Consider the following 26,059-nt stretch of genomic DNA (forward strand, 5'->3'; position numbering starts at 1 on the left):
GATGCCGACCATCGACTTCCTGCGCGCCTACTGGTCGCCGGCCGAGCTGGCGACCAATGGCGTGATCCTGCTGAACCTGCTCGGCGCGCTGGCGCTGGGCCTGCTGGTGGGTTACGAGCGCTCGTATCACGGGCGCGCGGCGGGCATGCGCACCTACGGCCTGGTATGCATGGCGTCGGCCGCGCTGACGGTGCTGGGCGGCTATCCGGAGTTCTGGTACGGCGGCCATGGCAGCATCGTCGGCAGCGACCCCACGCGCGTGATCCAGGGCATTGTCACCGGCGTGGGCTTTTTGGGCGCCGGCGTGATCATGCGCGAAGGCTTCAATATCAGCGGCCTGACGACGGCCGCCTCGATCTGGGCCTCGTCGGTGATCGGCATCATGGTCGGCATCGGCTTTTACCTGTCGGCCATGGGCCTGGCCTTCCTGTGCGCGATGGCGATGATTTTTCTGTCAAAATTGGAGAACTGGCTGCCCTCGCGCCATGCCGTGGCCATTACCATGCGCTTCAAGCGCGACTTCGTGCCACGCGAAGATGCGCTGCGGCGCATGGCCGCCAAGCGCGGCTACGACATCGCGGGCGGCTCGCTGACCATCGGCAGCACCGACGGCATGCAGGAATGGCGTTTCGTCGCCATCGCGCATGGCAAGAACACGGGCGCCAGCCTGTCCGCCATGTCGGCCGAGCTGGCCGCTTTCGACGGCATCGCCGGCTTCCAGCTGTCGCATGCCCGCAACTAAGACAAGGTAGACAAATGATCATGGATGCACAGGCCCAAGCCGTACTCGATTTCTGGTTTCTCGCCCCCGACAATCCCGGCCACGGCCAGTCGCGCGCCGAATGGTTCCGCAAGGACGACGCCTTCGACGCGCAGATCCGCGAGCGCTTCGGCGCGCTGATCGACACCGCCATCGATGGCGGCCTGCGCGACTGGGCCGCCACGCCGCGCGGCGCGCTGGCCCTGATCCTGGTGCTCGACCAATTTACGCGCAATGTGTACCGCGACACGCCGCGCGCGTTTGCCGGCGATCCGCAGGCCCTGGAACTGGCCGTGGCGCTCACGCAAAGCGGCCAGGACCAGCAGCTGGAGCCGACCTTGCGCGCGTTTGTCTACATGCCTTTCGAGCATGCGGAAGACCTGGTGATGCAGGCGCGCGCGGTGGAGCTGTTCCAGCTGCTGGCGCAGGCGCGCGAAGGCTACGAGAGCATGCTCGATTATGCCCAGCGCCATCAGGAAGTGATTGCCCGCTTCGGCCGCTTCCCGCACCGTAACGCCATCCTTGGCCGCGACTCCACGCCGGAAGAACGCGCGTTCCTGCAGCAGCCGGGTTCCCGCTTTTAACCAGCATGAACGTGATCTTCAATATCATCGGCGCCGGCCATGTGGGCCGGGTGCTGGGCCGCCTGTTGGCCGGCGTGGAAGGCATCGCGGTGCAGGACGTGCTGACGCGCTCGATGGAGTCGGCGCGCGATGCCGTCGATTTTATCGGCGCGGGGACACCGGTCGACACTTATGCCGCCTTGCGGCGCGCCGACGTCACCATGCTGGCCGTCTCGGACGACCAGATCGTGCCGGCCTGCGCGGCGCTGGTGGCCGAGGGCGGGCAAGGCGGCGCGATCGTGTTTCACTGCAGCGGCGCGCTGGCGTCCAGCCTGCTGCTGGCGGCCACGCAGGCCGGCGCCTCGGTCGCCAGCGTGCATCCGATCCGCAGCTTTGCCGACCCAGGCCAGGTGGCGGGCAGTTTTGACGGCACCTATTGCGGCATCGAGGGTGATCCGCTGGCGCTGGCCTTTTTGACGCCGGCCTTGACCGCCATCGGCGCGCGCCCGGTGCCGATAGCCGCCGCCGCCAAGACCCTGTATCACTCAGCCGCCGTGTTCGCCAGCAATTACCTGGTGACGGTGCTCGACGCCTCGCTGCGCGCCTACCAGGCGGCCGGCATTCCGGAAGCGGTGGCGCGCGAGCTGGCCGGCCCGCTGGTGACGGAAACGGTGGCCAATGTGCTGCGCCTGGGCGCGGCGCCGGCGCTGACCGGTCCGATCGCACGCGGCGACATGGCCACCGTGGCGCGCCAGCAGCAGGCGGTGGCGCAGTGGGATGCGGCCACCGGCGACTTGTATGCGGCGCTGGTGGCGCCTACCGTGGACCTGGCCCGGCGCAAGCGCGGGCAGTAATCAAGCCGCTGCCACGCGGTTGCGGCCGGCCTCCTTGGCCTGGTACAGAGCGCTGTCGGCGCGTGAAAAGAAGGCCGATTCGCTGTCGTCATGCCGGTATTCGGTCACGCCCAGGCTGATGGTCACCGGCACTTGCGGCTGGGGCAGGCCGAAATCGTGGCCGGCGACGGCCGCGCGCAAGGCTTCGGCCACTTGCATCGCCTGCGCCAGGCTGCAATTGTTCAGCAGCACCAGGTATTCCTCGCCGCCCCAGCGCGTGATGACGTCGCTCTCGCGCACGGTGGCGCGCGCCACGTCGGCCACGCCCAGGATCACCTTGTCGCCCCACAGGTGGCCATGCGTGTCGTTCACGCGCTTGAAGAAATCGATATCGAACAGGATGGCCGACATGGGCTGGGCCGTGCGCTTGGACAGCAGCATGGCGCGCTGGAACAGCAGTTCCAGCGACTTGCGGTTCAGCAAGCCTGTCAGCGCGTCGGTGGAGGCGATGCGCTCGATGCGCTGCTGGTAGCGGTTCACCGTCAGCAAGGTCAGCAGCAGCACCAGCAGGGTCACGCCAAAGCTGATGGCCAGGTTCAGGATGAACACGCTTTGCAGCGACTTGACCTCATCGCTGACATTTTGCTCGACCACCAGGTACCAGCCCAGTTCCGGGATATGGCGCGAGTTGACGAGGATTTGCGCGTGCTCGAACTGGTAGGACAAATGGGTCGGTTCGGTCTGCCGGTTGAGAATCTGGCCGGCGATCTCGCGCACGCCGGGCAGGCTGCGGATATTGCCCTGGCCACGGTGGCTGTCGCGCATGCTTTTTCCAGCAAGCACGATGGCGCCCTTGCCGTCGACAAAATAGATATTGCGGTGAAAGCGCGCCTGGTAGCGGTCGATGATATGGCTCATGGTGGCCAGGGTCAGGCCGATGCCGGTGGCGCCGATAAAGCGCCCGTCGTAGTCATGGACGCGGTGGTTGATGAAGATCGTCATGCTGTCGCGGTTGGCCATGTCGATATCGACATTGGTTTCATAGTCCGCGTTCTTCATGTCGCGCACGCGGTAGTACCAGACGTCGCGCTCGGCTTTCGGGCTGACGGATTTGAGCGTGCCTTCGGCGTAATAATATTTGCTGCTCTTGTCGGAAATCAGGAAGCTGGTGATGGCGCCGTATTTCTTTTTTACTTCGGCCAGGTAGCGCACGATTTGCCGGCTGTCGTTTTCGCCGGCCAGTATCCAGTCGCGCACGAAGGTGTCGTGCGCCATCAGCGAGGAGATAAAGACAGGGCGCAACATGTCTTTCTGGATCTCGGAATAGATATTGTCGCCCGTCAGCGGCAAGGTCTGGTCGGCGATGCCGTGTTCGATGGCCTTGCGCGACGCCAGGTAACTGGCCATGCTGGTGGCGACGAAGCCGGCCGCCAGGATCAAGGTCAGCAGGAGCAGCAAACGGTATTTGTTCGACAAGAGACGCATGGAGGTTCTGAAAGGTCGGGCTGGCGCGCGCAAGGCAAAAGTATGCAGCAGCGTTTGTATTGATGCAATGCTAACGGGCAATCTTGAAAGGAAGAACAGGCAATCAGCGGCCAGATAACCACAACTTACCAAATAAAAGCGCCGCGTTGTCGACAAAGGTGCCGATTGGAAATAACATTTGAAGCTGGGAATCAAGCGCACCGCCCCAGTCATGGCGCCTGCTTCAGGCGCGAGACAGCACGCGCAGGGAGTGTTCCATGTTATTTTTAAAGACGACGTCCAGCAGCAAGGCGCCCGGCATTTATGAGGTCGATATCGCCGCCAAGCCACCCGGCAAGACCTTCGGCGTATTCCTTGCCACCAATCCCGACCATGCGCCGCAAGCCTTGCTCGATCAGCTGGCGGCGCTGGGCTTTGGCAATGTTTACAGTTCGTCGTATCTGCACAAGGATGGCTGCCAGGTGCTGGACCTGCATTTCCAGAAAGACGGCACCGACATCTTCAAGGGCTGGAAAAGCGAAGAATGCGTGCAAAACCTGGCCGACATCACAGCCCTGTTCGCGCAGCATGGCATCGCCATTACGCCGCGCGTGATGACGATGGCGGAAGCGTATTCCTGAAGATCTATTTTTCTTAGTTCTCTTAAGTTTCGCTTAAGTTAGCTTAACTTGGCTCATTTCTGCCTTATTTCCAGTTGGACTGCCTGGCTTACATCTCGTCACATTTCTTACGGAATGGAGACGGACGTGTGTTTTTCACAGTGCTATTGTGGACACATCGCATTTCGCTGAACTGCGAATCCAGGCAATTCAACTTATTTAAGAGAGAACATGATGAAAAAGATCCTGTTTGCAATGATCGCATCCGCAACCGCCCTGTCCGCCATGAGCGCGGCCCATGCCGAAGGTCCCTACGTCGGTGTCGGCGTCACCGCCAACCGTTATGATTTCAGTGTCCCGGGTGCCACCAGCGCCGACAACCACAGCGGCGCCAAGGCCGGCGGCAAGGTCTTTGCCGGTTACGACCTGAACCAGACCTGGGCGGTCGAGGGCGGTTATGCCGACTTCGGCAGCAAGGACTACAGCTACGTCAATGGCGCCGGCGCCGGCGGCAATGTGAAAAGCGATTCGCACGGCTACTACCTGGCCGGCAAGGCCACCATGCCCGTTACTGAAAAAGTCGGCGTGTTCGGCAAGCTTGGTGTCGCCCGCGTCGACAACAGCCTGAGCGGCTCCGGCCTGTCGACCGGCATCCGCGGCGAGAACAAGACCGGCGTGTATGCCTCGCTGGGCGCGCAGTACGCCATCAACGAGAAAGTCTCGCTGACGGCGGAAGTGGAACACTTCGGCAAGAGCGCGGATCAAGGCCACAAGGCTACCGGCCTGGCAGTTGGCGCCCGCTACAATTTTTAATTTGTAGCAGTGCTGAAAAAAAAGGCAGTCACCAAGGTGACTGCCTTTTTGCATTGCATGACCGTAAAACTTAGACGGTCAGCGGCTTGTAGCGGATGCGTTTCGGCTTGGCGCCTTCTTCACCGAGGCGTTTCTTCTTGTCGGCTTCATATTCCTGATAGTTGCCGTCGAAGAATTTCACTTGCGAATCGCCTTCGAACGCCAGGATATGGGTGGCGATACGGTCGAGGAACCAGCGATCGTGGGAAATGACCATCACGCTGCCGGCAAATTCCAGCAGCGCATCTTCCAGCGCGCGCAAGGTTTCCACATCCAGATCGTTCGACGGTTCATCGAGCAGCAGGACGTTGCCGCCCATCAAGAGCGTTTTCGCCAGGTGCAGACGGCCGCGTTCACCGCCCGACAGGTTGCCGACGATTTTTTGCTGGTCGCCACCTTTGAAGTTGAAGCGGCCCAGGTAGGCGCGCGACGGCATTTCAAAGCGGCCCACGGTCAGCATGTCGGCGCCGCCGCAGACGTCCTGGAACACGGTCTTGCTGTCCGACAGCGAGTCGCCGCGATTCTGGTCGACAATCGACACGCGCGCCGTCTGGCCGATGGCCACTTCGCCGCTGTCCGGCTGTTCCGTGCCGGTGATCATCTTGAACAAGGTCGATTTACCGGCGCCGTTGGGGCCGATGATGCCGACGATGGCGCCGGCCGGGATCGTGAAGCTCAAGTCGTCGATCAGCAGGCGGTCGCCAAACGCTTTCGTCACGTTCTTGAACTCGATCACTTCATTGCCCAGGCGCTCGGCCACGGGGATGAAGATCTCCTGGGTTTCATTGCGCTTCTGGTATTCGTGCTCGGACAGCTCGTTGAAGCGTGCCAGGCGGGCTTTCGACTTGGCCTGGCGCGCTTTCGGATTCTGGCGCGACCATTCCAATTCTTTCTGCAGCGCTTTCTGGCGTGCCGATTCGGTGGCTTCTTCCTGTTTCAGACGGGCTTGCTTCTGTTCCAGCCAAGTCGAGTAATTCCCCTTCCATGGAATGCCGCTGCCACGGTCCAGTTCCAGGATCCACTCGGCCGCGTTGTCGAGGAAGTAGCGATCGTGGGTGATGGCCACCACGGTGCCCGGGAAGCGCAGCAGGAATTGTTCCAGCCAGTCGACCGATTCCGCATCCAAATGGTTGGTCGGCTCGTCGAGCAGCAGCATGTCCGGTTTCGACAACAGCAGCTTGCACAGCGCCACGCGGCGCTTTTCACCGCCGGACAGCACGCCGATTTTCGCGTCCCATGGCGGCAGGCGCAGCGCATCGGCCGCCATTTCCAGTTGCAGGTTCAGGTTGCCGCCGTCGGAAGTCGAGATGATCGCTTCCAGGCGTGCCTGCTCATTGGCCAGGGCGTCGAAATCGGCATCTTCCTCGGCATAGGCGGCGTACACGGCTTCGAGCTTGGCCTGGGCTTCGAACACTTCGCCCAGGCCCGATTCGACTTCCTGGCGCACGGTTTTTTCCGGATCGAGTTGCGGTTCCTGCGGCAGGTAGCCGATATTCAGGCCCGGCATCGGCACTGCTTCGCCCTGGATGTCGGTATCGATGCCGGCCATGATTTTCAGCAGGGTCGATTTACCGGAACCGTTCAGGCCCAGCACGCCGATCTTGGCGCCTGGGAAAAACGACAGGGAAATATCTTTCAGGATCTGGCGCTTGGGCGGGACGATCTTGCCCACGCGATTCATGGTGTAGACGTAATTAGCCATTAGAAATCTCGGGTGTTATACAAAGACGAACAGGATACGGTAAACGCCCGCTTCCGGCCAGCGTTGTCCGTCAACAAGCTAAGCCGCCAGGCGGGCCCGGCGCGACATCCACAGCCCTTCGCAGGCATACAGCGCCAGCGCGGCCCAGATCACCATAAAGCCCAGCATGCGCTCCTGGGTGAACGACTCATGGAAGACCCAGACGCCGATCAGCAGCTGGCCGGTGGGGGCGATATATTGCAGCAGGCCCAGCACGGCCAGCGGCAGGCGCCGCGCGCCGGCCGCAAACATCAGCAGCGGAATCGCCGTGATCGGGCCGGAAGCCAGCAGCAGCGCGCGGGTGCCGTTCGAGTCCGTATTGACGAAGCCGCTCTGGCCATGCCAGGTCAGCCACAGCATATAGGCCAGCGCCAGCGGGAACAGGATCATCGTCTCGAACGACAGGCCTTCCAGCGCGCCCAGCGCGGCCGTCTTGCGCAGCAGGCCGTAGCCGCCAAAGGTGGCCGCCAGCAGCAGGGCGATCCATGGCACTTGCCCCGCCTGCCAGGTCAGCCAGGCCACGCCACAGGCGGCCAGCGCGATGGCCAGCCATTGCGCCCGGCGCAGGCGTTCGTGCAGCAGCAGGAAGCCCAGCATCACATTGATCAGCGGCGTAATGAAATAGCCGAGGCTGGCGTCGACCACATGGCCGTTGTTGACGGCCCAGATATAGATGAACCAGTTGGCCGACAATAAAAACGCGCTGGCAACGAAGCTGGCCACCACCTTCGGCTGGCTTTTCAAGGTACGCAGCCAGCCCCACTGGCGGCGCACGGTCAGCATGATGCCGAGGAACAGCAGCGACCAGACCATGCGGTGGGCGAGGATTTCCTGCGGTGCGACTTCTTCCAGGGCATGGAAGTACAGTGGAAACAGGCCCCAGCACAAAAAGGCGAGCGAGGCGTACAACATGCCTGGATTCATGATTGGCTTCACAAAGAGAGTAGACAGTCTGTCATTATCGCTGAAATCAATATGCCCTGCCGGGCGGCACCGGGGCAGCGTAGAATGGCAACAAATCGAGGGCCGCGACGCCGCGCACAAGTGCATCGCAGCCAAAAACAAACGACCTTGGGGCAGCCCGGAATCATGCAAAAATACTCTTGCTATTTGCTAATACCTATCATATTGTGCGATGCAACAAAACAAAAACGGGTGCAACCTTGACGTCGGAACATAAAAAAAGCGGCCTGGCCGGCATGACGCTGGCGGCCGTCGGCATAGTCTACGGCGATATCGGCACCAGCCCGCTGTACACCCTGAAAACCGTGTTCGACCCGGCCCACGGCCTGGCGCTGACCCACAACAACCTGCTGGGCATCGTCTCGCTGATCTTCTGGGGCCTGACCCTGATCGTCTCCCTCAAGTACGTGACCCTGGTGCTGCGCGCCGACAACCGTGGCGAAGGCGGCATCATGGCCTTGATGGCGCTGGTGCTGTCGTCCGTCAGCAAGCTGTCGCGCTGGCATTTTCCGCTGATGGTGATCGGCGTGTTCGGCGCCACCCTGTTCTATGGCGACAGCGTGATCACGCCGGCCATTTCCGTGCTGTCGGCGATCGAGGGCCTGGAAGTGGCCACGCCCGCCTTCAGTCCCTACGTGGTGCCGCTGACGATGGTGGTGCTGGTGGCCCTGTACTCCGTGCAATCGCACGGTACGGCCGGCATCGGCCGCTATTTCGCGCCCATCATGGTGCTGTGGTTTGCCGCGCTGGCCATCATGGGCGTGCTCAACATCATCAAGTCGCCGCACGTGCTGGCGGCGCTGAACCCCATGCATGCGGCCACCTTCCTGATGGAAAACGGCTTTGTCGCGTTTGTCGCACTGGGCGCGGTGGTGCTGGCGCTGACGGGCGCCGAGGCGTTGTACGCCGACATGGGCCACTTCGGCAAGAAGCCGATCCGCCTGGCCTGGTTTTTGATCGCCTTTCCGGCGCTGGCGCTGAACTACCTGGGCCAGGGCGGCCTGCTGCTGGCTCATCCGGAAGCGGTATCGAATCCCTTCTACCAGCAGCTCGGTTCCTGGAGCGTGTATCCGCTGGTGATCCTGTCGACCATGGCCACCGTGATCGCCTCGCAGGCGACCATTTCCGGCACCTTCTCGATGACCAAGCAGGCCATCGCGCTGGGCTTCTTGCCGCGCATGCGCGTGCGCCATACCTCGGAAAGCGAAATCGGCCAGATCTACATCCCGGCCGTCAACTGGCTGCAGCTGTTCGTGGTGCTGCTGGCCGTGGTCGGTTTCGGCTCCTCGGAAAACCTGGCCGCCGCCTATGGCATCGCGGTCACCGCCACCATGCTGTGCACCACCATATTGACCTTCTTCGTGATCCGCTACCGCTGGAAGATGAACCTGGCGCTGTGCTGGGCCGCGACCGGCTTTTTCCTGATCATCGACGTCAACCTGGTGTCGGCCAGCGCCCTGAAACTGTTCCATGGCGGCTGGTTCCCGCTGCTGCTGGGCTCGATTCTGTTCATCGTCATGCTGACCTGGAAGCGCGGCCGCCAGCTGGTGTTCGACAACCTGGAAAAACATGCGATTCCGCTCGACGACTTCCTCGCCTCGCTGTTCATCGCGCCGCCGCTGCGGGTGCCGGGCACGGCGATCTTCCTGCGCGGCGAGAGCGACGGCGTGCCGCATGCGCTGCTGCACAACCTGCTGCACAACAAGGTGCTGCACGAGCGCGTGATCTTTTTGACGGTCTTCATGCACGAGGAGCCCTGGGTGCCGCGAAACGAGCAGGTCAATGTGCTCGACCTGGGTCACCAGTGCTACCAGGTCAATGTGCATTACGGCTTCAAGGACGAGCCTGATATTCCCGCCGCGCTGGCGCTGGCACAAGGGGAGGGTGGCGACTTCACCTTTGAAATGATGGAAACCTCGTTCTTTATCGCCCGCCAGACCATTATCTCGACGCCGGGCGCCGGCATGATGCCGTGGCGCGAACACCTGTTCGTCACCATGTCGCGCAATGCGCGCACGGCGGCCGACTACTACCAGATCCCCAGCAATCGGGTGATCGAACTGGGTACGCAGGTGGAAATCTGAGGGGCAGGGGGCACTTGCCAGCTTGACAGTGTTGCAGGAACCACGCATTTGCCGGCCTGCTTACGTCTGCTTACAAGTTGCCCCAGTGACTCCTGTTAAACTGCAGCCCGCACGGTCCGCATCGTACGGGCTTCAGTCACACTCCAATATTTAAAGGGAAACCATGAAATCGGTATTTCAGTTGATCGCTTCTGTCGCTTGTGCCTTTGCCTTGACCGCTTGCGGCAGCGCCGCGAACGACAAAAAGGAAGTCGTCATCGATCCGGCCACGCAGGTGAAGGAATTGATCGTCACTGACCTGACGGTGGGCACGGGCGCGGCAGCGGCCGTCGGCGACACCCTGATCGTCACCTACACCGGCTGGCTGTACAACTCGGGCAAGACTGACAACAAGGGCACCCAGTTCGACGCCACCAAGCCAGGCGTCGGTTTTGAAGTCGTGCTGGGCAAGGGCCGGGTCATTCCGGGCTGGGACCAGGGCCTGGTCGGCATGAAAGTGGGCGGCACGCGCCGCCTGACGATTCCATCGGACCTGGGCTATGGCCCGACCGGCAGCCTGCCGACCATCCCGGCCTATGCCGGCCTGGTATTCGACGTCAGCCTGGTCACCGTCACCAAGCCTTGATGTAGCGGTTGCTTGAGATGCAAAACGGGCGGCCTGCGGGCCGCCCGTTTTGCATCTTGCGCCTGGCCACGCTTCAAGCGGGCGCCAGCTCCTGGAAATAATAGGTGGCGCCGCCGAGGTCCTGCGGCGCATCGTAGCGCAGCACCTGCGTGCGCCGGAGCGCCACCGGCGCGCCGAAGGCCGGGCCGTCGTAGACAAAGGTGTGGAACTCGCCATTCTCGCCGCAGGCATCCACCCCCGGTGGCAGGTCGGCCAAAAAGGCGGCGTCGAATTCGCGCCCGCAAAAGTCCGGCGATAAATGGTTGCCGTTGATGCACACGACGATGGCCTTGAAGCCGGCCGCCAGGAATTCCTCGACCAGCGCCAGGCGGTTTTCTCCCCACAGCGGCAAATGGGCCTGCAGGCCGGCCGCTGCGCAGACTTTTTCTTCCCAGTCGCGGTGCGGCTGCAGGTCAATATCGCCGAACAGCGCATGGCCGATGCCATCGGCTTTCGCCGCGCGCAGCATGGCGATGAATTGTTCCTCGTAGCTGGCCCAGCTGGCGTGATAGCGCTGCAGGCGCGCACCCAGGCTGGCCGCCTGCGCTTCGAGCAACTCGGGCGGCACGCCGTGCGAACGCGACTTGCGCCCGTCCTCATCCATCGCCGTGATCAACAGCGGCACCGCCATGCCGGCGGCACGCGCGCGCCACAGGGCCAGGCAGGAATCCTTGCCGCCGCTCCAGGAAATCAGCGCGGTGGTGCTCATGGCGCCTCGGCGGCGCGCAGCATGTCGATATGCTGTATGCCGTCTTCATCGTAGGGCGCGCTGACGGTGACGAAACCGAACGACTGATAAAAGCGCTCCAGGTACTGCTGCGCGCCGATGCGGATCGCATGGCCGGCATGCAGGCGCACGGCGCGCGCGATGCCTTCCGCCAGCAGCAGCTTGCCGGCGCCGGTGGTGCGCGCCTCGGGCGCCGTCAGCACGCGGCCGAGCGACATCTCCACGTATTTGGCGCCTGGCGCCAGCACGCGCAAGTACGCCGCCAGCTGCCGCTGGCCATCGACGGTTTGCCAGCCCAGCAGATGCATGGCGGCCTGGTCATGGCCGTCCAGGTCCGGATACAGGCATTGCTGTTCCAGCACGAACACGCGCTGGCGCAGCGCCAGCACCGCATACAGCGAGTGGGGGCCGAGTTCGTCGAAGGTTTGCCATTGCCAGGTGATCATCGCTAGTCCAGGTTGTCGGGGAAAGAGCGCCATTTTAAAGCGGCAGACGAAAAAAAACCGCGCTGCCTTTCGGGCAGCGTGGCTTTTTGATTAGTCATCCTCTGGCTTGCCGTGCCCTCACACGATGGTCAAAGTGACGTCGATATTGCCGCGGGTGGCGTTCGAGTATGGGCACACGATATGGGCGGCGGCGACCAGCGCTTCGGCGGCGGCGCGTTCCACGCCCGGCAGCGAGATTTTCAGTTCCACTTCGATGCCGAAGCCGGTTTCGATGGCGCCGATGCCGACCGTGCCGGTGATAGCCAGGTCCGCTGGCAGGGCGATCTTGTCGCGGCCCGCGACGAATTTCATCGCGCCGATAAAGCAGGCCGAGTAGCCGGCGGCGAACAGTTGTTCAGGATTGGTGCCGACGGCGCCATTGCCGCCCAGTTCTTTCGGCGTGGTCAGTTTCACGTCGAGCACGTTATCGGACGACACGGCACGGCCTTCGCGGCCTCCGGTGGCGGTGGCTTGGGCGCGGTACAGGACTTGTTGGATCGACATGGTAGTGCTCCTTGATTTAAATAGTTAACGACTAAATAGTGTGCTACTTGTTTGCTGGGGTGTTACCCGGGAAGCCCGTCTGCAACATCTGTAATGCGGCGTCCATGCACACAATATATATCGCGCACTATTTAATTGCAAGCGATTTCTTAAAAAAGAATCGGGCCGGCAGCGATGGTTTGCCGCCGGCCCGTGTTTGCGCTCACTTACAGATGCAGTATCTCGACCCCCATTGCCGGCAAGCTGACGCTGTCCTGATGCGTGGCGCCATCGAGCGCGCTGACATAGGCGCGCGGCGCCAGGGCCACCACTTGCGCCTCCTTGCCGAGGTTGATCACGAACAGCAGCTTGCCGGCCGGGCCGCCGCGCACCGACAATTCCACGCCGGGCGGCAAGTCCGGCACATGGGCTATGCCCAGTTCCAGCACCAGCTTGCGCAGCAGCATGGCATACGCTTCGTCATCCAGCACCGTGCCCAGGTAATAGGCGGCGCCCTGGCCGTAGCTGTTTTTCGTCATCGCCGCGCGGCCGGCGAAATAGTCGCTGGCGTAGGTGGCCAGCGTGGTGGCCGTGGTCGGCGTCAGCAGGTCGCACCACTGGCTGCAGGAAAACGCGCCGTCGGCGCCGAAATCGATGCGCTGCGCGTCGCGCCCGACCGGATCGTATTCGTCGACTTCGACCCCGGCCAGTGCGCTCAGCAGGCCCGGCAGGCGCTCGGGCTGGCACACGTTCTGCATGGTTTTCACGCCGCTGCGGGTGGTCAGTATCACCGTGCCGCCGGCGGCGGCAAAGCGCTGCAGCTTGTCGGCGATGCCTGGCTCCATCAGGAACAGATACGGCGCCACCACCAGGCGGTAGCCGTCGAGTTCTTCGCGCCAGTTGATCACGTCGGTGCCGATACCCAGCTTGACGAAGCCCCGGTGCAGGCGCTTGAAGTTGGCCAGGTAGTCAAAACCGTCCGACTGCGGCTGGATGCGCAGCGCGTTGAGCTGTTCGTGCGAGAACAGCAGCGCCACGTCGTTCTTGATGGTGCTGCCGTCGAGCAGTGGCGCCAGCCTTGCCACTTCCCGGCTGAAGCCCGTGAATTCCTCGAAGCGGCGGCCCGGCTGGCCATGGTGGTCGTGCAGGCCATGCCAGAACTGTTCCGCGCCCACGCGCGCCGTGCGCCAGCGGAAATGCACGATGGTGTCGGCGCCGCGGGCGATGCTTTGCCAGGCGTGCGCGCGTATCATGCCCGGATGGGGCGTGCGCGACATCGGATGCCAGCAGCCCGGCGTGCCGCTCAGTTGCTCCATCACCCAGAAGTTGGCGCGTTTCACCCCGCGCGTCAGGTCCAGGGTCAGTGCGCCATGATAGATATTCGCCTTGGCGTCGCTGTTCAGGTCGGTGCTCGGATAGTAATCGACCGAGACGAAATCCATGCTGTCGAACAGGTCGTAATAATCGTTGATGACCGGATAGCCCCACAGATTGTGGGTAATGAACTGGTTCGGACAATTGGCGCGTATCAGGCCCGCCTGGAAGCGGTTGAAGTCGGCCACCGAATCGGAACAGAAGCGCTGGAAGTCGAGCAGGTATGACGGGTTCAGGTGCGGCGAGCCGCCCAGCGGCGTGGTCACTTGCGACCAGGCGCTGTATTCGCCGCTCCACACCACCGTGCCCCAGGCCGCGTTCAGGGTGGCCAGGTCGCCATAGCGCTGCTGCAGCCAGCGGCGGAAGTCTGCCGTGGCGCCGTCGCTGTGGCTTTCATGGCCGATCATTTCATTGTCGGTCTGCCAGCCGATCACGTTCGGATGCCGGCCGTAATGCCGCGTCAGGCGCTCGACGATCAGCTCGGTATGACGGCGCAGCGAGGGGCTGTTGTAGCAGCGGTGCAGGCGCACGCCCGGATACATGGGCTGGCGCTGGGCATTCAGCGGCAGCACGTCCGGGCATTTTTCCACCAGCCAGTTCGGCGGCGTGGCCGTCGGCGTGCCGAGCACCACCTGCACGCCGTAACGGCCCAGGGTCTCGATGGCCTGGTCCAGCCAGGCGAAATCGTATTGGCCTTCGACCGGTTCCAGCCGCGACCAGGCAAACTCGGCCAGCCGCGCCAGGGTAATGCCGGCCGCCTGCATGCGGCGCGCATCGTCTTCCCATACCGCCACGTCCCAATGTTCTGGGTAATAATCGACACCAATTTTCATCTTGTTTTCCTTAAAAGTTAGTTGATGGCTTCAGCCTTTGGTGGCGCCGAACGTCAGGCCTGCCACAAAATGTTTTTGCATCGCAAAGAAGATCAGCACCGAGGGCAGGGCCGCCAGCAGGGAACCGGCCGAGACCAGGTTCCAGGAAGTGGTCCATTGGCCTTTCAGGCCGGCCACGCCCACCGTCAGCGGGGCGGCCGCATCGCCCTGGGTCAGGCACAGGGCCCAGAAGTAATCGTTCCAGACAAAGGTGAACACCAGCACCGCCAGCGCCGCCAGCGCGGGGCGGATCAGCGGCAGCACCACCTTGTGGAACAGCTGCCATTCGGTGGCGCCTTCGACGCGCGCCGCTTCGATCAGTTCATACGGCAGCTCCTTGATGAAGTTGCGCAGGAACAGGGTGCAAAAGCCGGTCTGGAACGACAGGTGAAACAGGATCAGGCCGCTGACGCTGTTGAACAGGCCCAGCTGCAAGGTCAGTTCGCGCACCGGGATCATCAGGATCTGGATCGGCACGAAGTTGCCCGCCACAAAGGTCGCCAGCACCATGGTGTTGCCGCGGAACGGATACGTCGCCAGCGCAAAGCCGGCCATGGCCGACAGCACGATGGCGCCCAGCACCGACGGGAAGGTGATCAGGCAGCTGTTCCAGGCGTAGTGCAGCATCGGCGAATCGAGCAGCACGGTGCGGTAGTTGTCCCAGGCGCCGAACTCGCGCGGCCAGCCCCAGTAATTGCCTTGCACCAGCTCGGCCGAAGTGCGCACCGAGGTCAGCATGACGGCCAGCAGGGGCAGCAGCCAGATCAGCAAGGCCACCGGCAGGGAGAGCTTGTACAGCAGGCGGTTGCCTGGTTTCCATTGAGTAATGGGCATCGGATACATGGTTTCCCCCTATCAGTTTTCTGAGCGCAGCAGGCGGCGCAATTGGTAGACGATGAAGACCAGCATGCACAGGAACAGCACCACCGCGATGGCGGCCGAATAGCCGAAACGGAAGTACTTGATCGCCTGGTCGTACATGAAGTAGGCCAGCACGGTCGAACTGTCGTACGGCCCGCCGCCCGTCATCACGGCGATCAGGTCGAAGCTGCGCAAGGCGCCCACCACCGTCAGCGTGACGGCCATGAACGACACGGAATGCAGCTGCGGCAGGACCACATGGCGCAGCAGCTGCCAGCCTTTCGCGCCTTCGAGCCGGCCCGCCTCGATGATTTCCGGGTTCAGGCTGGTCAGCCCCGTCAGGAACAGAATCATGCAGAACGGCACTTGCGGCCACAGCGCGGCGGCGATGATGCCGAAGGTGGCCATCGATTCCTCGCCCAGCACCGGAATGCCATGGCCCATGATCACTTTCAGTAGGCCGAAAGCGGGGTCGTAGAACCAGCTGAAGACCAGGCCGATGACCACGCCGGAGACCACGAACGGCGCGAAAAACAGCGATTTGACCAGGCGGATGCCGCGCACCGCCTGGTTCAGGTACAGCGCGAACAGCAGGCCGATCGGCGGCGCCAGCAGGAACAGCACCAGCCACAGCACATTGTTTTTCAGGGCCGTATAAAACGTTTCGGAGGCGGCCAGTTCGCGGTAGTTGGCCAGGCCGACAAAGGTGCGCGCGCCGACGCCGTCCCAGTCGTAAAAGCTGAGCACGATGCTGCTCAGGATGGGGTAGATCACGTACACGGCGAACATGGTGCAGGCCGGCAGCAGGAACCACAGGGCGGCACGCCGCCGGCGCCGCGCCAGCGGAGCGTTGAAGGTTGCGGACATAGATGCTTTCGGAAAGGCGCGCCGCCAGATGGCGGCGCGCCATGACAAGGTCTTTATTTGCGATAGATGCGCTTGCGGGCCGCTTCCATGCGCGCCAGGATGTCGTTCAGCTTGGACGGATCGCTGATAAAGCGCTGCATGCCCTTCATGCCTTCGTCGGCCATTTCCTTGTTCATGTCGCGGTCATAGAACTGGGCGATGCCGCCCGGGCTGCTGGTCAGGATGGCCAGCCCCGTCTTGGCGATCGGGTCGTCGGGAAGCGCCGCCTGGTTATTGGCCGGCAGCGAACCGAAGGTCTGCGCCAGGCGCGCATTGACCTCGGGCGTGCTGACAAAGACCAGGAAGCGGCGCGCGTCGACCTTGTTTTTCGCCCGCGCCGGGATATTGAGCGAGTCGGTCGAGCCGTCTTCCGCCAGCGCCACTTTCGGGTCGATCACGGGAAAGCGGAAGTAGCCGGTCTGCGCGCGGGTGGCGTCGGGCAGGCCGCCGGAAATGAAGGTGCCCATCAACATCATCGCGGCCTTGCCCTGGGTCAGCAGGGGCTGGGCCGAGTCAAGGCTGTACGACAGCGGCGCGTCGATGAAATACTTGTTGTCGATCAGCGTCTGCCACGCCTCATAGACTTTTTTCACGCGCGCATCGGTGTAGGCGACTTCGCCATTCATCAGCTGCATGTGGAAGGCGTGGCCGTTCAGGCGCAAATTCAGGTAGTCGAACCAGACGGCCAGGGTCCAGGAGTCGCGCCCGCCGACGCTGATTGGCGCGATGCCGGCCGCCTTGAGTTTCTTGCAGGCGTCCAGAAATTCGGCCCAGGTGGCCGGCTCGCCCTTGATGCCGACCTTGGCAAACAGGTCCTTGCGGTAGAACACGCCCCAGGAAAAATAATCGGTCGGCAGCGAGTACTTCTTGCCATTGAAACTGGCCGCGTCGGCCAGCGCCGCATACGATTTGTCCCAGCCATTTTTCTGCCAGTCGGCGCTCAGGTCTTCCAGCAGGCCGCGCTGCGCGTAATAGCGGATGCGCTCGCCTTCATGCCACTTGATGATGTCGGGCGCTTCGCTGGTCAGCCAGCCCGGCAATTGCACTTTATACGCTTCCTCTTCGATAAAGGCGGCTTTCACTTTCACGTCCGGGTTGGCCTTTTGAAAGGCGGCGATGGTCTGGTCCCAGAAGGCGCGCTGGTTGGCGCCCTTGAAGGCCAGGTTGACGGCGATCTCGCCGGCCTGGGCCATGCCGCCCATCAGCAGTGCGGCGCACAAGGCGGACAAGCGCAGCGGGGTAAGCGAAATTTTCATACTGTCTCCTGTTTATAGTTTTTGAGGTGGGGTACGGCCATGCCATCGGCGCCAAACACATGGCAGCAATCGGCATCGATCTGCAGGCTGACGGTGGCACCGGCGCGCACCGGCGTGTCGCCCTGCACCTTGGCCAGCAGGGTGTGCCGGCCATCGGCCTGCAAGTGCAGATAACTCTGTTCGCCCAGGCGCTCGGTCAGGGTGACCTGGCGCGTCAGGCAGTTCGGCGCACCCGCGTTGTCGCAGGGCAGGAAGTGCTCGGGCCGCACGCCCAGGGTCACCGTATCGCCGACGCTCAGGCCAGCGCCATCGACATGGGCGCGCACCAGCGACGGTGGCGCATCGGGACCGCCGGCCACGCGCAGCAGCACGCCTTGTCCGTCGATATCGGCCACGCTGGCGGCCAGGAAATTCATGCGCGGCGAGCCGATAAAGCCGGCCACGAACAGGCTGTTGGGGCGGTGGTACAGCTCCAGCGGCGCGCCCACCTGGGCCACGCTGCCTTGCTGCGCGTCCGCACCGGTGCGCAGCAGCACGATCTTGTCGGCCAGGGTCATCGCTTCGATCTGGTCGTGCGTCACGTAGACGGTGCTCGACTTGGCGAAGCGCTGGTGCACATGGGCGATCTCGACGCGGGTCTGGCCGCGCAGGGTGGCGTCGAGGTTCGACAGCGGTTCGTCGAACAGGAACACGCCCGGCTCGCGCACGATGGCGCGGCCGATCGCCACGCGCTGGCGCTGGCCGCCGGACAGGGCGCGCGGCTTGCGGTCCAACAGCGGTTCGAGCTGCAGCACCTTGGCCGCGTCGGCCACGCGGCGGCGCACTTCGGCCTTGTCGACCTTGGCCAGGGTCAGGCCAAAACCGATGTTTTCGGCCACCGTCATGTGGGGAAACAGGGCGTAGCTCTGGAACACCATCGCCACGCCACGCTCGGCCGGCGGCACAGCGTTGACGACCTTGCCGCCGATGGAAATGTCGCCGCTGCTGGGGTCTTCCAGGCCGGCAATGATGCGCAGCAAGGTCGACTTGCCGCAGCCCGAAGGGCCCAGAAAAACACAGAATTCATGTTCGCCGATCTCGAGATCGACGTTGCGCAGTACCGGTGCATGCGCACCGTATGCCTTGGAAATGCCCCGCAGGGTAATCGCTGCCACTGTGTCTCCTCAGATTGATTTAACGTTAAATCAAATTCACTCGAAAAACGGCCCGAAGGCCGACACGAAACGGTGAATAGTTATTTTTGTGCCTGAACATTAACACCGTGCGGTACCATTGGCAACAAATTTATTGTCGTGTGCAACAACGCCGGCGGCACCATGCCGCGGCCAGATAAGGATGGATATGAGCAAGCGCCGGGGCCAGATGTTGACCATCAAGGATGTCGCCGAACTGGCTGGCGTGACGCCGATGACGGTGTCGAATGTGTTGCGCGGCAAGGGGAGAGTCGGCGAAAAAACGCGCGAAAAAGTCATGCAGGTGGTCGACGCCAACGGCTACCGGCCCAACCTGACGGCGCGCGCGCTGGTCGAGCGGCGCGCGCCCACCCTGGCGCTGTTGTTGGGTTGCATCACCAATCCGTTTTATCCGGAATTTACCTTGCAGGCCACGCATGCGGCGCGCCGCCACGGCCGCTATCTGCTGGTCTGCAATACCGATTACGAAGAAGACGGCGGCGCGCGTTTCCTCGGCGAAGTGGCCGGTTCGCTGTCGGACGGCATCCTGGTGGCCAACAATGGCGACCTGCGCATCGACGAGCTGCTGGCGATCCAGGCCGGCGGTACGCCGGTGGTGGTGGCCGTGTGGGAGTTTCCCGATGCACCGCCGCCGATCCCGTGCGTGGCCTTCGATTCGCGCATGGCCGGGCGCATCGCCACCGAACATCTGCTGGCGCTTGGGCACCGCCGCATCGGTGCCATTATCGCCAGCGAAAAGGGCGGCATCCACAATGGCCGCTACGACGGCTACCGCGAAGCGTTGCAGCAGGCGCAGCTGCGCCCGGTGCAGGCGAATGTGCGCTTTTGCAGCGACGCCTACCAGAGCGGCTACGATGCGGCGCTGGCGCTGCTGGGGCAGCGGCCCAACTTGAGCGCGCTGTTCGTGTCGAACGACCTGCCGGCGCTGGGGGTCTTGAACGCGGTGGCGGCGCTGGGACTGCGCGTGCCGGAAGATATTTCGGTGGTCAGCATCACCGATATCGAGCTGGCCAGCCAGACCCGCCCGGCGCTGACCACGGTGGCGATTCCATCGGCCGAAATGGCCGAGCAGGGCATCGATCTGCTGCTGAAACTGATCGAGCAGGCGCCCGACGCGCCACAGGTGATCCGCAGCCGCGATCCGGTGCTGGTCACGCGCGCGTCGACGGCGCCACCGCGCGCATGATGTCGACTGTTGAAAATTGCGCTTTCGTCGCCCATCCATGCCTTTCGTCGCATAATGGGCACCGCGGCTGGCCCTGATTGCTAATCTGGGCTCACTTCAACGCCTCCAGGACACCATCATGACCAGCTTCTTCTTTATCTTCCGCCTTGCGCTGGCCAGTCTCGCCGCTTATGCGCTGATCGCCTCGATCGTGCTCAACGGCCTGCTGCCGCATGGTGCCCATTTTGAAGGTTTTGTGGTCGCCACCGCCAGCCTGCTGGGCGCCTTTGCCGCCCTCAATGCGTTTTCGCATGTGCGCCGCGTGCGCCTGATCGCCGGCCAGGTCAATGGCGCCACCCTGTCCTGCCGCCAGCGGCGCCAGATCGAAGTGCCGTTCGAGGCCGGCGAAACATTCGACCTGATCGACGCGGCCATCCGCGAACTGCCGGGCAGCGAGATGCAGGAAAGCGCGCGTGACAGCCTGCAGGTGCAGGCCCGCGTGCGCCGTCCGGCACCCTATACCAATGCGGGTTCGCCGCGCTGGCATCTGCTCAATTTTCTTGAACCGCGCCCGAACCAGATCCTGGCCACCGTCACGCCGAATGGCGAAGCGGGCAGCGTGACCCTGATCTGCGAGCCGGCGCGCACCGCCTGGACCGACTGGTTCCTGGTCGACCAAGGCACCAACCTGGAAAACGCGGAAGCGGTGACGCGGGCGATCACGCGCCGGGTGGCGCAGCGCCGCCGCGGCGAGCAGGCCGAGGCGCGCCAGACGGTGACGGAAAAGGAACTGACGGTGGCCAAGCTGAGCCTGCTGCACGCCCAGGTCGAGCCGCACTTCCTGTACAACACCCTGGCCAGCGCCCAGCTGCTGACGCGCTCCGATCCCGCGCGCGCCGACGAGATGCTGGGCAATCTGATCGAATACCTGCGCCACTCCCTGCCGCGCACCGAAAACGCCATGTCGACCATCGGCATCGAGCTGGATAGGGCCCGCGCCTATCTCGACATTTTGAAAATCCGCATGGGCAGCCGGCTCAATCTGCAGATCGAAGTGCCGCAGTATTTGAAGCAGGTGGAACTGCCGCCGATGATGCTGCAGACCCTGGTGGAAAACGCCATCAAGCACGGGCTGGAGCCGAAAAGCGGCGGCGGCACCGTGTGGATACTGGCGCGCGCCGGCGAGGGCACGGTGGCCATCACGGTGGCCGACGACGGCCAGGGTTTCAGCGACCATGGCGGCGGCACCGGCATCGGCCTGCGCAATGTGCGCGAACGGCTGCGCCTGACCTACGGCGACGCGGCGCTGTTCAGCATCGTGTCGAATTTCCCCGGTGGCGTGGCCGCCACCATCACAGTGCCGGACAGCACGGCCAGGGGAGCGGCATATGGCTAGGTCTTTCACTTGTGTCGTCGCAGAAGACGAAACCCTGCTGCGTGAAGCGCTGCTGACCTTGCTGTCCGAAGTGTGGCCCGAGCTGCGCGTGGTGGCCGCCTGCGACGATGGCGGCGCGGCCTTGGAGGCGATCGCCACCTTCCAGCCCGACGTGGCCCTGCTCGATATCCGCATGCCGGGCTTGAATGGCCTGGAAGTGGCGGCCGGCGCGTTTGAGGCCAGCCCGGCCACCCAGGTGGTGTTCATCACGGCCTACGACCAGTACGCGATCGCCGCCTTCGACAAGGGCGCCGTCGATTACCTGTTGAAACCGGTGGCGCGGCCGCGCTTGCAGGCCTGCCGCGAACGCATCGAGGCGCGCGCGGCCAAGGGAACCATGTCCGGAACTGCGCCCGATGCGGCCCTGGCGGCATTGTTGCAGCAATTGACGGGCGCCTTGCCGTCGGTGGCCAAGGCGCCGCCGCTGGTGTGGCTGACGGCCAGCAGCGGCAAGGACACCAAGCTGATCATGGTCGACGATATCGCCTATTTTCAGTCCGACACCAAGTACACGGCGGTGATGACGGCGGACGGCGAATCCCTGCTGAGGAAACCGATACGCGAACTGCTCGACTCGCTCGACCCGGCCGTCTTCAAGCAGATCCACCGCTCGACCATCGTCAACATGAAGGCGGTGGCGTCGGTATCGCGCGACGAGATGGGGCGCGGCCTGCTGCGCCTGAAAACGCGGCCGGAAACGCTGACGGTGAGCCAGCCGTTTATGGCGCTGTTCCGGAATATGTGAATGGTGCTGACACAGTTGTCGGATTACGGCCTGCGGCCTAATCCGACCTACCGTGCGGCGTAGATACTGTTATCCCCGTCAAGCGTTGTGCAAGGTTGGATCAAATATTTTTCCCGACCTGAGCACGCCGAATGCCACGTGCACCAGCTTGCGCATCATGGCGCCGATGATCAGTTTCGGTGCCTTGCCGGCAGCGCTGAGCCGCTGGCCAAGAGCGCTGACCCCATGGTGTCCTGTATACGGTCACCATGGCTGGCATGTACAGCGCCTTTCGCAGGAAACTGTGACCAATCTTCGACATGCGTGGCTTGCCACGTACGCTCGATCCTGACTCGTGCTGGCGCGGGTCGAGTCCCGCAAACGCCACGGCTTGCTTGGCGTTGTCGAAGCGCTCGGTATCGGCATAGTACGACAGCAACACTGGTATCGTGCGCTCACCCAGACCAGGGATGCTGTCGAGCAGCTCGCGCTTATCGCGTAAATCCGGATCATCGTCGATATGGCGCTTGATGACGCGAATGAGTTTCTTGATTTCTTTGTCGAGCCAGGCAATGTGATCCTCGATACCCTGGCGTACCGCTTCTCGCGCGACGTCGAGCCGATTCGTTTCCTGCAACCGCATCGCTTGCACCGCTTCGAGGCGCAGCACCAAGGCGCGCAGTGCCTGCGCGGCGGGCGACGGCGCTGTCCACGGCTGCGGTTGGCGCTCATGGGCAGAGTCGGCAATCAACTGCGCGTCGACCTTGTCGGTCTTGGTGCGTACCATGCGCGAGCCGCCAAAGGCCTTCATCTGTGCCGGATTGATGACACTGACCACCATGCCAAGTCCGGCCAGATATTCGGCAACCCCTTCCCAGTAAGTGCCAGTCGCTTCCATACATACTCTCGGGTTGCCGGCATCATGCTTGAGCAGCCATTCGCTCAGTGCAGCAAATCCTTTGTGATTGTTCTCTACTACCTTGTTACGGTGCTTGCCATTGGGCAGGCGCAGTGCGCAGTCCAGCTTGGCCTTGGCAACCTCGATTCCTAAATTAAACATGCTGTGGTCCTCTTGCGATCTACCTTGTGAGTGCGGGCTACCGGCGTGCCGGTGCCAAAGATACTGTCCGATCTTGACATGGAGGGTGGGTAACTGGTGCGAGATCTACATCGCTGGCTTTGAGCCTAAGGGCGGATACGGCATCCAGTTACCCGGTCTTGATATGCCTACCAAGAATTTTGACAGCGGTCGATGTTGTTCGCAACACCACCAACCGCATGAGAGGAATAATACAAGGTCGGGTTAGCGCGCAGCGCGCAACCCGACACACCACCGCAATCTATTCCGCCGTCTCGAACCCTTCCAGCACATTGACCACATTGATGCCCAGCTCCTTGACCGCATAGCCCCCTTCGAGGATAAACGCGGTCGGCAGGTTCAGATAAGCCAGCCGTTCGCCCAGGCGCAGGTAATCGCCGCTTTGCAGGGCGAAATGCGACAGCGGGTCGCCGACATAGGTGTCCACGCCCAGCGACACCACCAGCGCGTCGGGCGCGTACATATTGATGCGCAGGCAGGCCGTCTCCAGCGTGGTGAACCACTGCGTGGTGGGGCAGCCGGCCGGCAGCGGCAGGTTGACGTTGTAGCCCAGGCCGGCATCAATCCCGGTCTCGTCGGCATGGCCCAGGTAGAACGGATATTCCTGGCGCGGGTCGGCGTGCATGGAGACGAACAGCACGTCGTTGCGCGCATAGAAAATGCTTTGGGTGCCGTTGCCGTGGTGGTAATCGAGGTCGAGGATGGCGACCCGGCGCGCGCCGTCGTCGAGCAGGTGCTGGGCCGCCAGCGCGGCGTTATTGAGAAAGCAGTAGCCGCCGAAAAAATCGGCGCCCGCATGGTGGCCCGGCGGGCGCGTCAGGGCAAACGTCGCCCGTTCGCCGAGGCGCAGCGCGTGGGCCGCGTTCACGGCGCAGTCGGCGCCCGTCTTGGCGGCGGTCCAGGTGCCGCTTGTGAGCGGCGTGCCGTTGTCCATCGAATACAGGCCCAGCTTGGCCGTGAAATTGTCGGGCTCGATATCGCTGCGCAAGGTGCGCACCGGCCAGACCGACGGCACGGCGTCGCGGTTGGCGTTGTCGGGGTCGAGCGCCAGCCAGTCGTGCCAGGCGTGGCGCAAGAAATGCAGGTAGCGCGGCGTGTGGATGCGTTCCAGGGAAGTCAGCGGCACGCCGTGCGGCGTGACGATGCGGCCCAGGTTGCGCCGGCCCAGTTCGGCCACCACCATGTCGGCCCGTTCCGGGGTCTCGAAGCAGGGCACGATTTCACCGCGAAACATCTCGAAGCGGCCCCGATGCTGGCTGTGCAATTCATTATAGAAGGTCAGCATCGGGCGCTTTGCAGGAGGTTAGAGAGTCAGGAGTGCGCACACAGGGTGCTGGCGCGGTAGGAAGCGACATAGTCGTCAAAGCTGCCTTGCGGCGCCGCTTCCATGGCGCGCTGTTCGGCCAGCGAATCAAACGCCAGCTGGTCGAAGTAGGCGCTCTGTTCGGCCGTTGGCGGCTGCTCGCGGAAAAACGCCGCATGGCGCTCGCTTTGCCGCAGGCCGAAGGCGGCAAACGAGCCGCCGTTGGCGCGCAGTTCGCGCAGCACGCGCGCCGACGGCGTGGCGTCCGGGTCCAGCAGTTTGGCCGCTTGCGCCGCCAGGCTGTCGGCGTGTTCGGTGCCGCCATGGCGCGCGTCCAGCAAGGCCGCCACCGGCGCGATGCGCGCCAGCAGTTCCTGGCCCCAGGCTTGCAGGCCGATCTCTTTGCCGTCGCGGCGCAGGGTGAGACCCGGCTTGCGGCCTTCCTTGACGGTGCGCGCAAAGTTGGCCGTGTAGCAGGCGCTCTGTTCGCTTGAGATCGGCGCGCTCTCGTCGAGGGCGCAGAACAGCAAGAAGGCGTCGAGGAAGCGGCCCGTCGGCAGGCTGATGCCGACCGGCTCGAACGGGTCGACATCCATGCAGCGCACTTCGATATATTGCACGCCGCGCAGGCACAGCGCCTGGATCGGCCGCTCGCCGGTGCGGATCACGCGCTTGGGGCGGATGGTCGAATAGTATTCGTTCTCGATCTGCAGCACGTTGGTCGACAGCTGTATCCATTCGCCGTCTTTTTTGGTGCCCAGTTCAGCATACGGCGCATACGGGTCGTTGACGGCGTGCGTCAGCGCGTTGACGTAATCGTCGAGGCTGTTTTCGTGCGGACGCAGGCCCGACTGGGCGTCGTTCTGGTAGCCCAGGTCGCTCATGCGCAGGCTGGTCGCATACGGCAAATACAGGGTGTCATCGGACAGGGTGTCGAGCTTGTGCGGGCGGCCGCGCAAGAAGCCGGACGCCAGCGCCGGCGAGGCACCGAACAGATACATCAACAGCCAGCTGTAGCGGCGGAAATTGCGGATCGTCGCCAGATAGCTTTCCGATTGCACGTCTTTTACCGTGGCCGCAGTGGTGGTGCTGGTGCCGGCATCGGCCGCCAGCAACTGCCACAGGCCTTCGTCCAGCGAGTAGTTGTAATGGATGCCGGCGATGCATTGCATGGCCTTGCCATAGCGCAGCGCCAGGCCGCGCCGGTACACATGCTTGAGCATGCCCATGTTCGAGGTGCCGTAGTTGGCGATCGCTATATGGTCTTCATCGGGCAGCTGGCCCGGCATCGACTGGCTCCACAGCAGTTCGTCGCCCAGGCGGCTGTAGGCATGGCGGTGCACGGTGTCGAGTTTATCGAGCGTGACGGCGATGTCGGCTTCGGCCGGGGTGATGAATTCGAGCAGCGCTTCGGCGTAGTCGGTGGTGATTTCAGGGTGGGTCAGCGCCGAACCCAGGGCGGCAGGATGGGGCGTGGAAGCCAGATGGCCGGCGTGATCGACGCGCAGGGTTTCACGCTCGATGCCGCGCAATCCGCCCAGCAGCGCGCGGTTGGCATCTTCGGTCAGCAATGCCAGGCGGCGAGTCAACAGGTTGGGCAATTTGAGCTTCCTTTCTTGTACAGCAAATAAA

Annotated in this window: 23 protein-coding genes and 1 pseudogene; 10 read left to right on the plus strand and 14 right to left on the minus strand. The window is 63.2% G+C overall.

Features of this window, described 5'->3' with window-relative positions; genetic code table 11:
* Position 1: 1 nt before the first annotated feature.
* Genes Q8L25_RS01930 through Q8L25_RS01940 form a run of 3 tightly spaced genes read left to right on the plus strand, consistent with a single transcriptional unit; the run spans position 2 to position 2,177 of the window.
* Positions 2 to 742, plus strand: a complete 741-nt coding sequence (locus Q8L25_RS01930) for an MgtC/SapB family protein (RefSeq protein ID WP_065307809.1) — start codon at positions 2 to 4, stop codon at positions 740 to 742.
* A 14-nt stretch (positions 743 to 756) separates the two neighbouring features.
* Positions 757 to 1,344, plus strand: a complete 588-nt coding sequence (locus tag Q8L25_RS01935) for a DUF924 family protein (protein WP_308923311.1) — start codon at positions 757 to 759, stop codon at positions 1,342 to 1,344.
* A 5-nt stretch (positions 1,345 to 1,349) separates the two neighbouring features.
* Positions 1,350 to 2,177 carry a DUF2520 domain-containing protein gene (locus Q8L25_RS01940; RefSeq protein WP_308923312.1) on the plus strand — a complete coding sequence of 276 codons (828 nt, stop codon included), beginning with the start codon at positions 1,350 to 1,352 and terminating at the stop codon, positions 2,175 to 2,177.
* Here Q8L25_RS01940 and Q8L25_RS01945 read toward each other — a convergent pair whose 3' ends face one another.
* Positions 2,178 to 3,641: a sensor domain-containing diguanylate cyclase gene (locus Q8L25_RS01945; RefSeq protein WP_308923313.1), complete on the minus strand. Its 1,464-nt coding sequence runs from the start codon at positions 3,639 to 3,641 to the stop codon at positions 2,178 to 2,180.
* 257 nt (positions 3,642 to 3,898) lie between these two features.
* Here Q8L25_RS01945 and Q8L25_RS01950 point away from each other — a divergent pair, with 257 nt between their 5' ends.
* On the plus strand, positions 3,899 to 4,261 hold the full coding sequence (locus Q8L25_RS01950) for a hypothetical protein (RefSeq protein ID WP_308923314.1): 363 nt from the start codon (positions 3,899 to 3,901) through the stop codon (positions 4,259 to 4,261).
* 210 nt (positions 4,262 to 4,471) lie between these two features.
* Positions 4,472 to 5,053 (plus strand): porin family protein, encoded by a 582-nt coding sequence (locus tag Q8L25_RS01955; RefSeq protein WP_308923315.1) that lies wholly within the window; start codon positions 4,472 to 4,474, stop codon positions 5,051 to 5,053.
* A 70-nt stretch (positions 5,054 to 5,123) separates the two neighbouring features.
* Here Q8L25_RS01955 and ettA read toward each other — a convergent pair whose 3' ends face one another.
* Positions 5,124 to 6,794, minus strand: coding sequence for an energy-dependent translational throttle protein EttA (gene ettA / locus Q8L25_RS01960; RefSeq protein ID WP_308923316.1), 1,671 nt, complete (start codon positions 6,792 to 6,794; stop codon positions 5,124 to 5,126).
* 78 nt (positions 6,795 to 6,872) lie between these two features.
* Positions 6,873 to 7,757, minus strand: a complete 885-nt coding sequence (gene rarD / locus Q8L25_RS01965) for an EamA family transporter RarD (protein ID WP_308923317.1) — start codon at positions 7,755 to 7,757, stop codon at positions 6,873 to 6,875.
* A 239-nt stretch (positions 7,758 to 7,996) separates the two neighbouring features.
* On the opposite strand from rarD, the gene Q8L25_RS01970 reads away from it, so the two are divergent.
* Together Q8L25_RS01970 and Q8L25_RS01975 are read left to right on the plus strand one after the other, a co-directional pair.
* Positions 7,997 to 9,880: a potassium transporter Kup gene (locus Q8L25_RS01970; RefSeq protein ID WP_308923318.1), complete on the plus strand. Its 1,884-nt coding sequence runs from the start codon at positions 7,997 to 7,999 to the stop codon at positions 9,878 to 9,880.
* Positions 9,881 to 10,043: 163 nt separating this feature from the next.
* Positions 10,044 to 10,505, plus strand: a complete 462-nt coding sequence (locus Q8L25_RS01975; RefSeq protein WP_308923319.1) for an FKBP-type peptidyl-prolyl cis-trans isomerase — start codon at positions 10,044 to 10,046, stop codon at positions 10,503 to 10,505.
* A gap of 73 nt (positions 10,506 to 10,578) precedes the next feature.
* Here Q8L25_RS01975 and Q8L25_RS01980 read toward each other — a convergent pair whose 3' ends face one another.
* From Q8L25_RS01980 to Q8L25_RS02015, 8 genes are all read right to left on the minus strand, one after another.
* On the minus strand, positions 10,579 to 11,253 hold the full coding sequence (locus tag Q8L25_RS01980; RefSeq protein WP_308923320.1) for a diphthine--ammonia ligase: 675 nt from the start codon (positions 11,251 to 11,253) through the stop codon (positions 10,579 to 10,581).
* Complete coding sequence (locus tag Q8L25_RS01985; protein WP_308923321.1) at positions 11,250 to 11,717, minus strand: GNAT family N-acetyltransferase; 468 nt, start codon at positions 11,715 to 11,717, stop codon at positions 11,250 to 11,252. The genes Q8L25_RS01980 and Q8L25_RS01985 overlap by 4 nt, the downstream gene beginning before the upstream one ends.
* Positions 11,718 to 11,834: 117 nt before the next feature.
* Positions 11,835 to 12,260, minus strand: coding sequence for an organic hydroperoxide resistance protein (locus Q8L25_RS01990; RefSeq protein WP_308923322.1), 426 nt, complete (start codon positions 12,258 to 12,260; stop codon positions 11,835 to 11,837).
* Between the two features lie 206 nt (positions 12,261 to 12,466).
* Entirely contained in the window at positions 12,467 to 14,446 is a 1,980-nt protein-coding gene (locus tag Q8L25_RS01995) for a beta-galactosidase (RefSeq protein WP_308923323.1), read from the minus strand.
* Between the two features lie 30 nt (positions 14,447 to 14,476).
* Positions 14,477 to 15,328 carry a carbohydrate ABC transporter permease gene (locus tag Q8L25_RS02000; protein WP_308923324.1) on the minus strand — a complete coding sequence of 284 codons (852 nt, stop codon included), beginning with the start codon at positions 15,326 to 15,328 and terminating at the stop codon, positions 14,477 to 14,479.
* A 12-nt stretch (positions 15,329 to 15,340) separates the two neighbouring features.
* A complete protein-coding gene (locus tag Q8L25_RS02005; RefSeq protein WP_308923325.1) occupies positions 15,341 to 16,213 on the minus strand; it encodes a sugar ABC transporter permease in 873 nt (290 codons plus the stop codon).
* Positions 16,214 to 16,266: 53 nt separating this feature from the next.
* The gene (locus Q8L25_RS02010) at positions 16,267 to 17,508 is read right to left on the minus strand and encodes an ABC transporter substrate-binding protein (protein WP_374694226.1); all 1,242 of its coding nucleotides are present in this window, start codon (positions 17,506 to 17,508) and stop codon (positions 16,267 to 16,269) included.
* A complete protein-coding gene (locus Q8L25_RS02015) occupies positions 17,505 to 18,662 on the minus strand; it encodes a sn-glycerol-3-phosphate ABC transporter ATP-binding protein UgpC (protein ID WP_308923326.1) in 1,158 nt (385 codons plus the stop codon). The genes Q8L25_RS02010 and Q8L25_RS02015 overlap by 4 nt, the downstream gene beginning before the upstream one ends.
* A 187-nt stretch (positions 18,663 to 18,849) precedes the next feature.
* Here Q8L25_RS02015 and Q8L25_RS02020 point away from each other — a divergent pair, with 187 nt between their 5' ends.
* From Q8L25_RS02020 to Q8L25_RS02030, 3 genes are all read left to right on the plus strand, one after another.
* Positions 18,850 to 19,887 (plus strand): LacI family DNA-binding transcriptional regulator, encoded by a 1,038-nt coding sequence (locus Q8L25_RS02020; RefSeq protein WP_308923327.1) that lies wholly within the window; start codon positions 18,850 to 18,852, stop codon positions 19,885 to 19,887.
* Positions 19,888 to 20,005: 118 nt separating this feature from the next.
* Positions 20,006 to 21,262, plus strand: a complete 1,257-nt coding sequence (locus Q8L25_RS02025) for a histidine kinase (RefSeq protein ID WP_308923328.1) — start codon at positions 20,006 to 20,008, stop codon at positions 21,260 to 21,262.
* A complete protein-coding gene (locus tag Q8L25_RS02030) occupies positions 21,255 to 22,046 on the plus strand; it encodes a LytTR family DNA-binding domain-containing protein (protein WP_308923329.1) in 792 nt (263 codons plus the stop codon). Before Q8L25_RS02025 ends, Q8L25_RS02030 begins: the two co-directional genes overlap by 8 nt.
* A 78-nt stretch (positions 22,047 to 22,124) precedes the next feature.
* Here the strand turns inward: Q8L25_RS02030 and Q8L25_RS02035 are convergent.
* The 3 genes and pseudogenes from Q8L25_RS02035 to gshA all read right to left on the minus strand — a co-directional run bounded on the left by Q8L25_RS02035 (position 22,125) and on the right by gshA (position 26,028).
* Positions 22,125 to 23,085: pseudogene (locus Q8L25_RS02035) on the minus strand (IS110 family transposase).
* Positions 23,086 to 23,365: 280 nt separating this feature from the next.
* Entirely contained in the window at positions 23,366 to 24,409 is a 1,044-nt protein-coding gene (locus tag Q8L25_RS02040; protein WP_308923330.1) for a histone deacetylase family protein, read from the minus strand.
* A gap of 26 nt (positions 24,410 to 24,435) precedes the next feature.
* Complete coding sequence (gene gshA, locus Q8L25_RS02045; RefSeq protein WP_308923331.1) at positions 24,436 to 26,028, minus strand: glutamate--cysteine ligase; 1,593 nt, start codon at positions 26,026 to 26,028, stop codon at positions 24,436 to 24,438.
* Positions 26,029 to 26,059 lie beyond the last annotated feature (31 nt).

The organism is Janthinobacterium sp. J1-1 (genome assembly GCF_030944405.1).
In the GTDB taxonomy this organism is placed as follows: Bacteria; Pseudomonadota; Gammaproteobacteria; order Burkholderiales; family Burkholderiaceae_D; genus Janthinobacterium.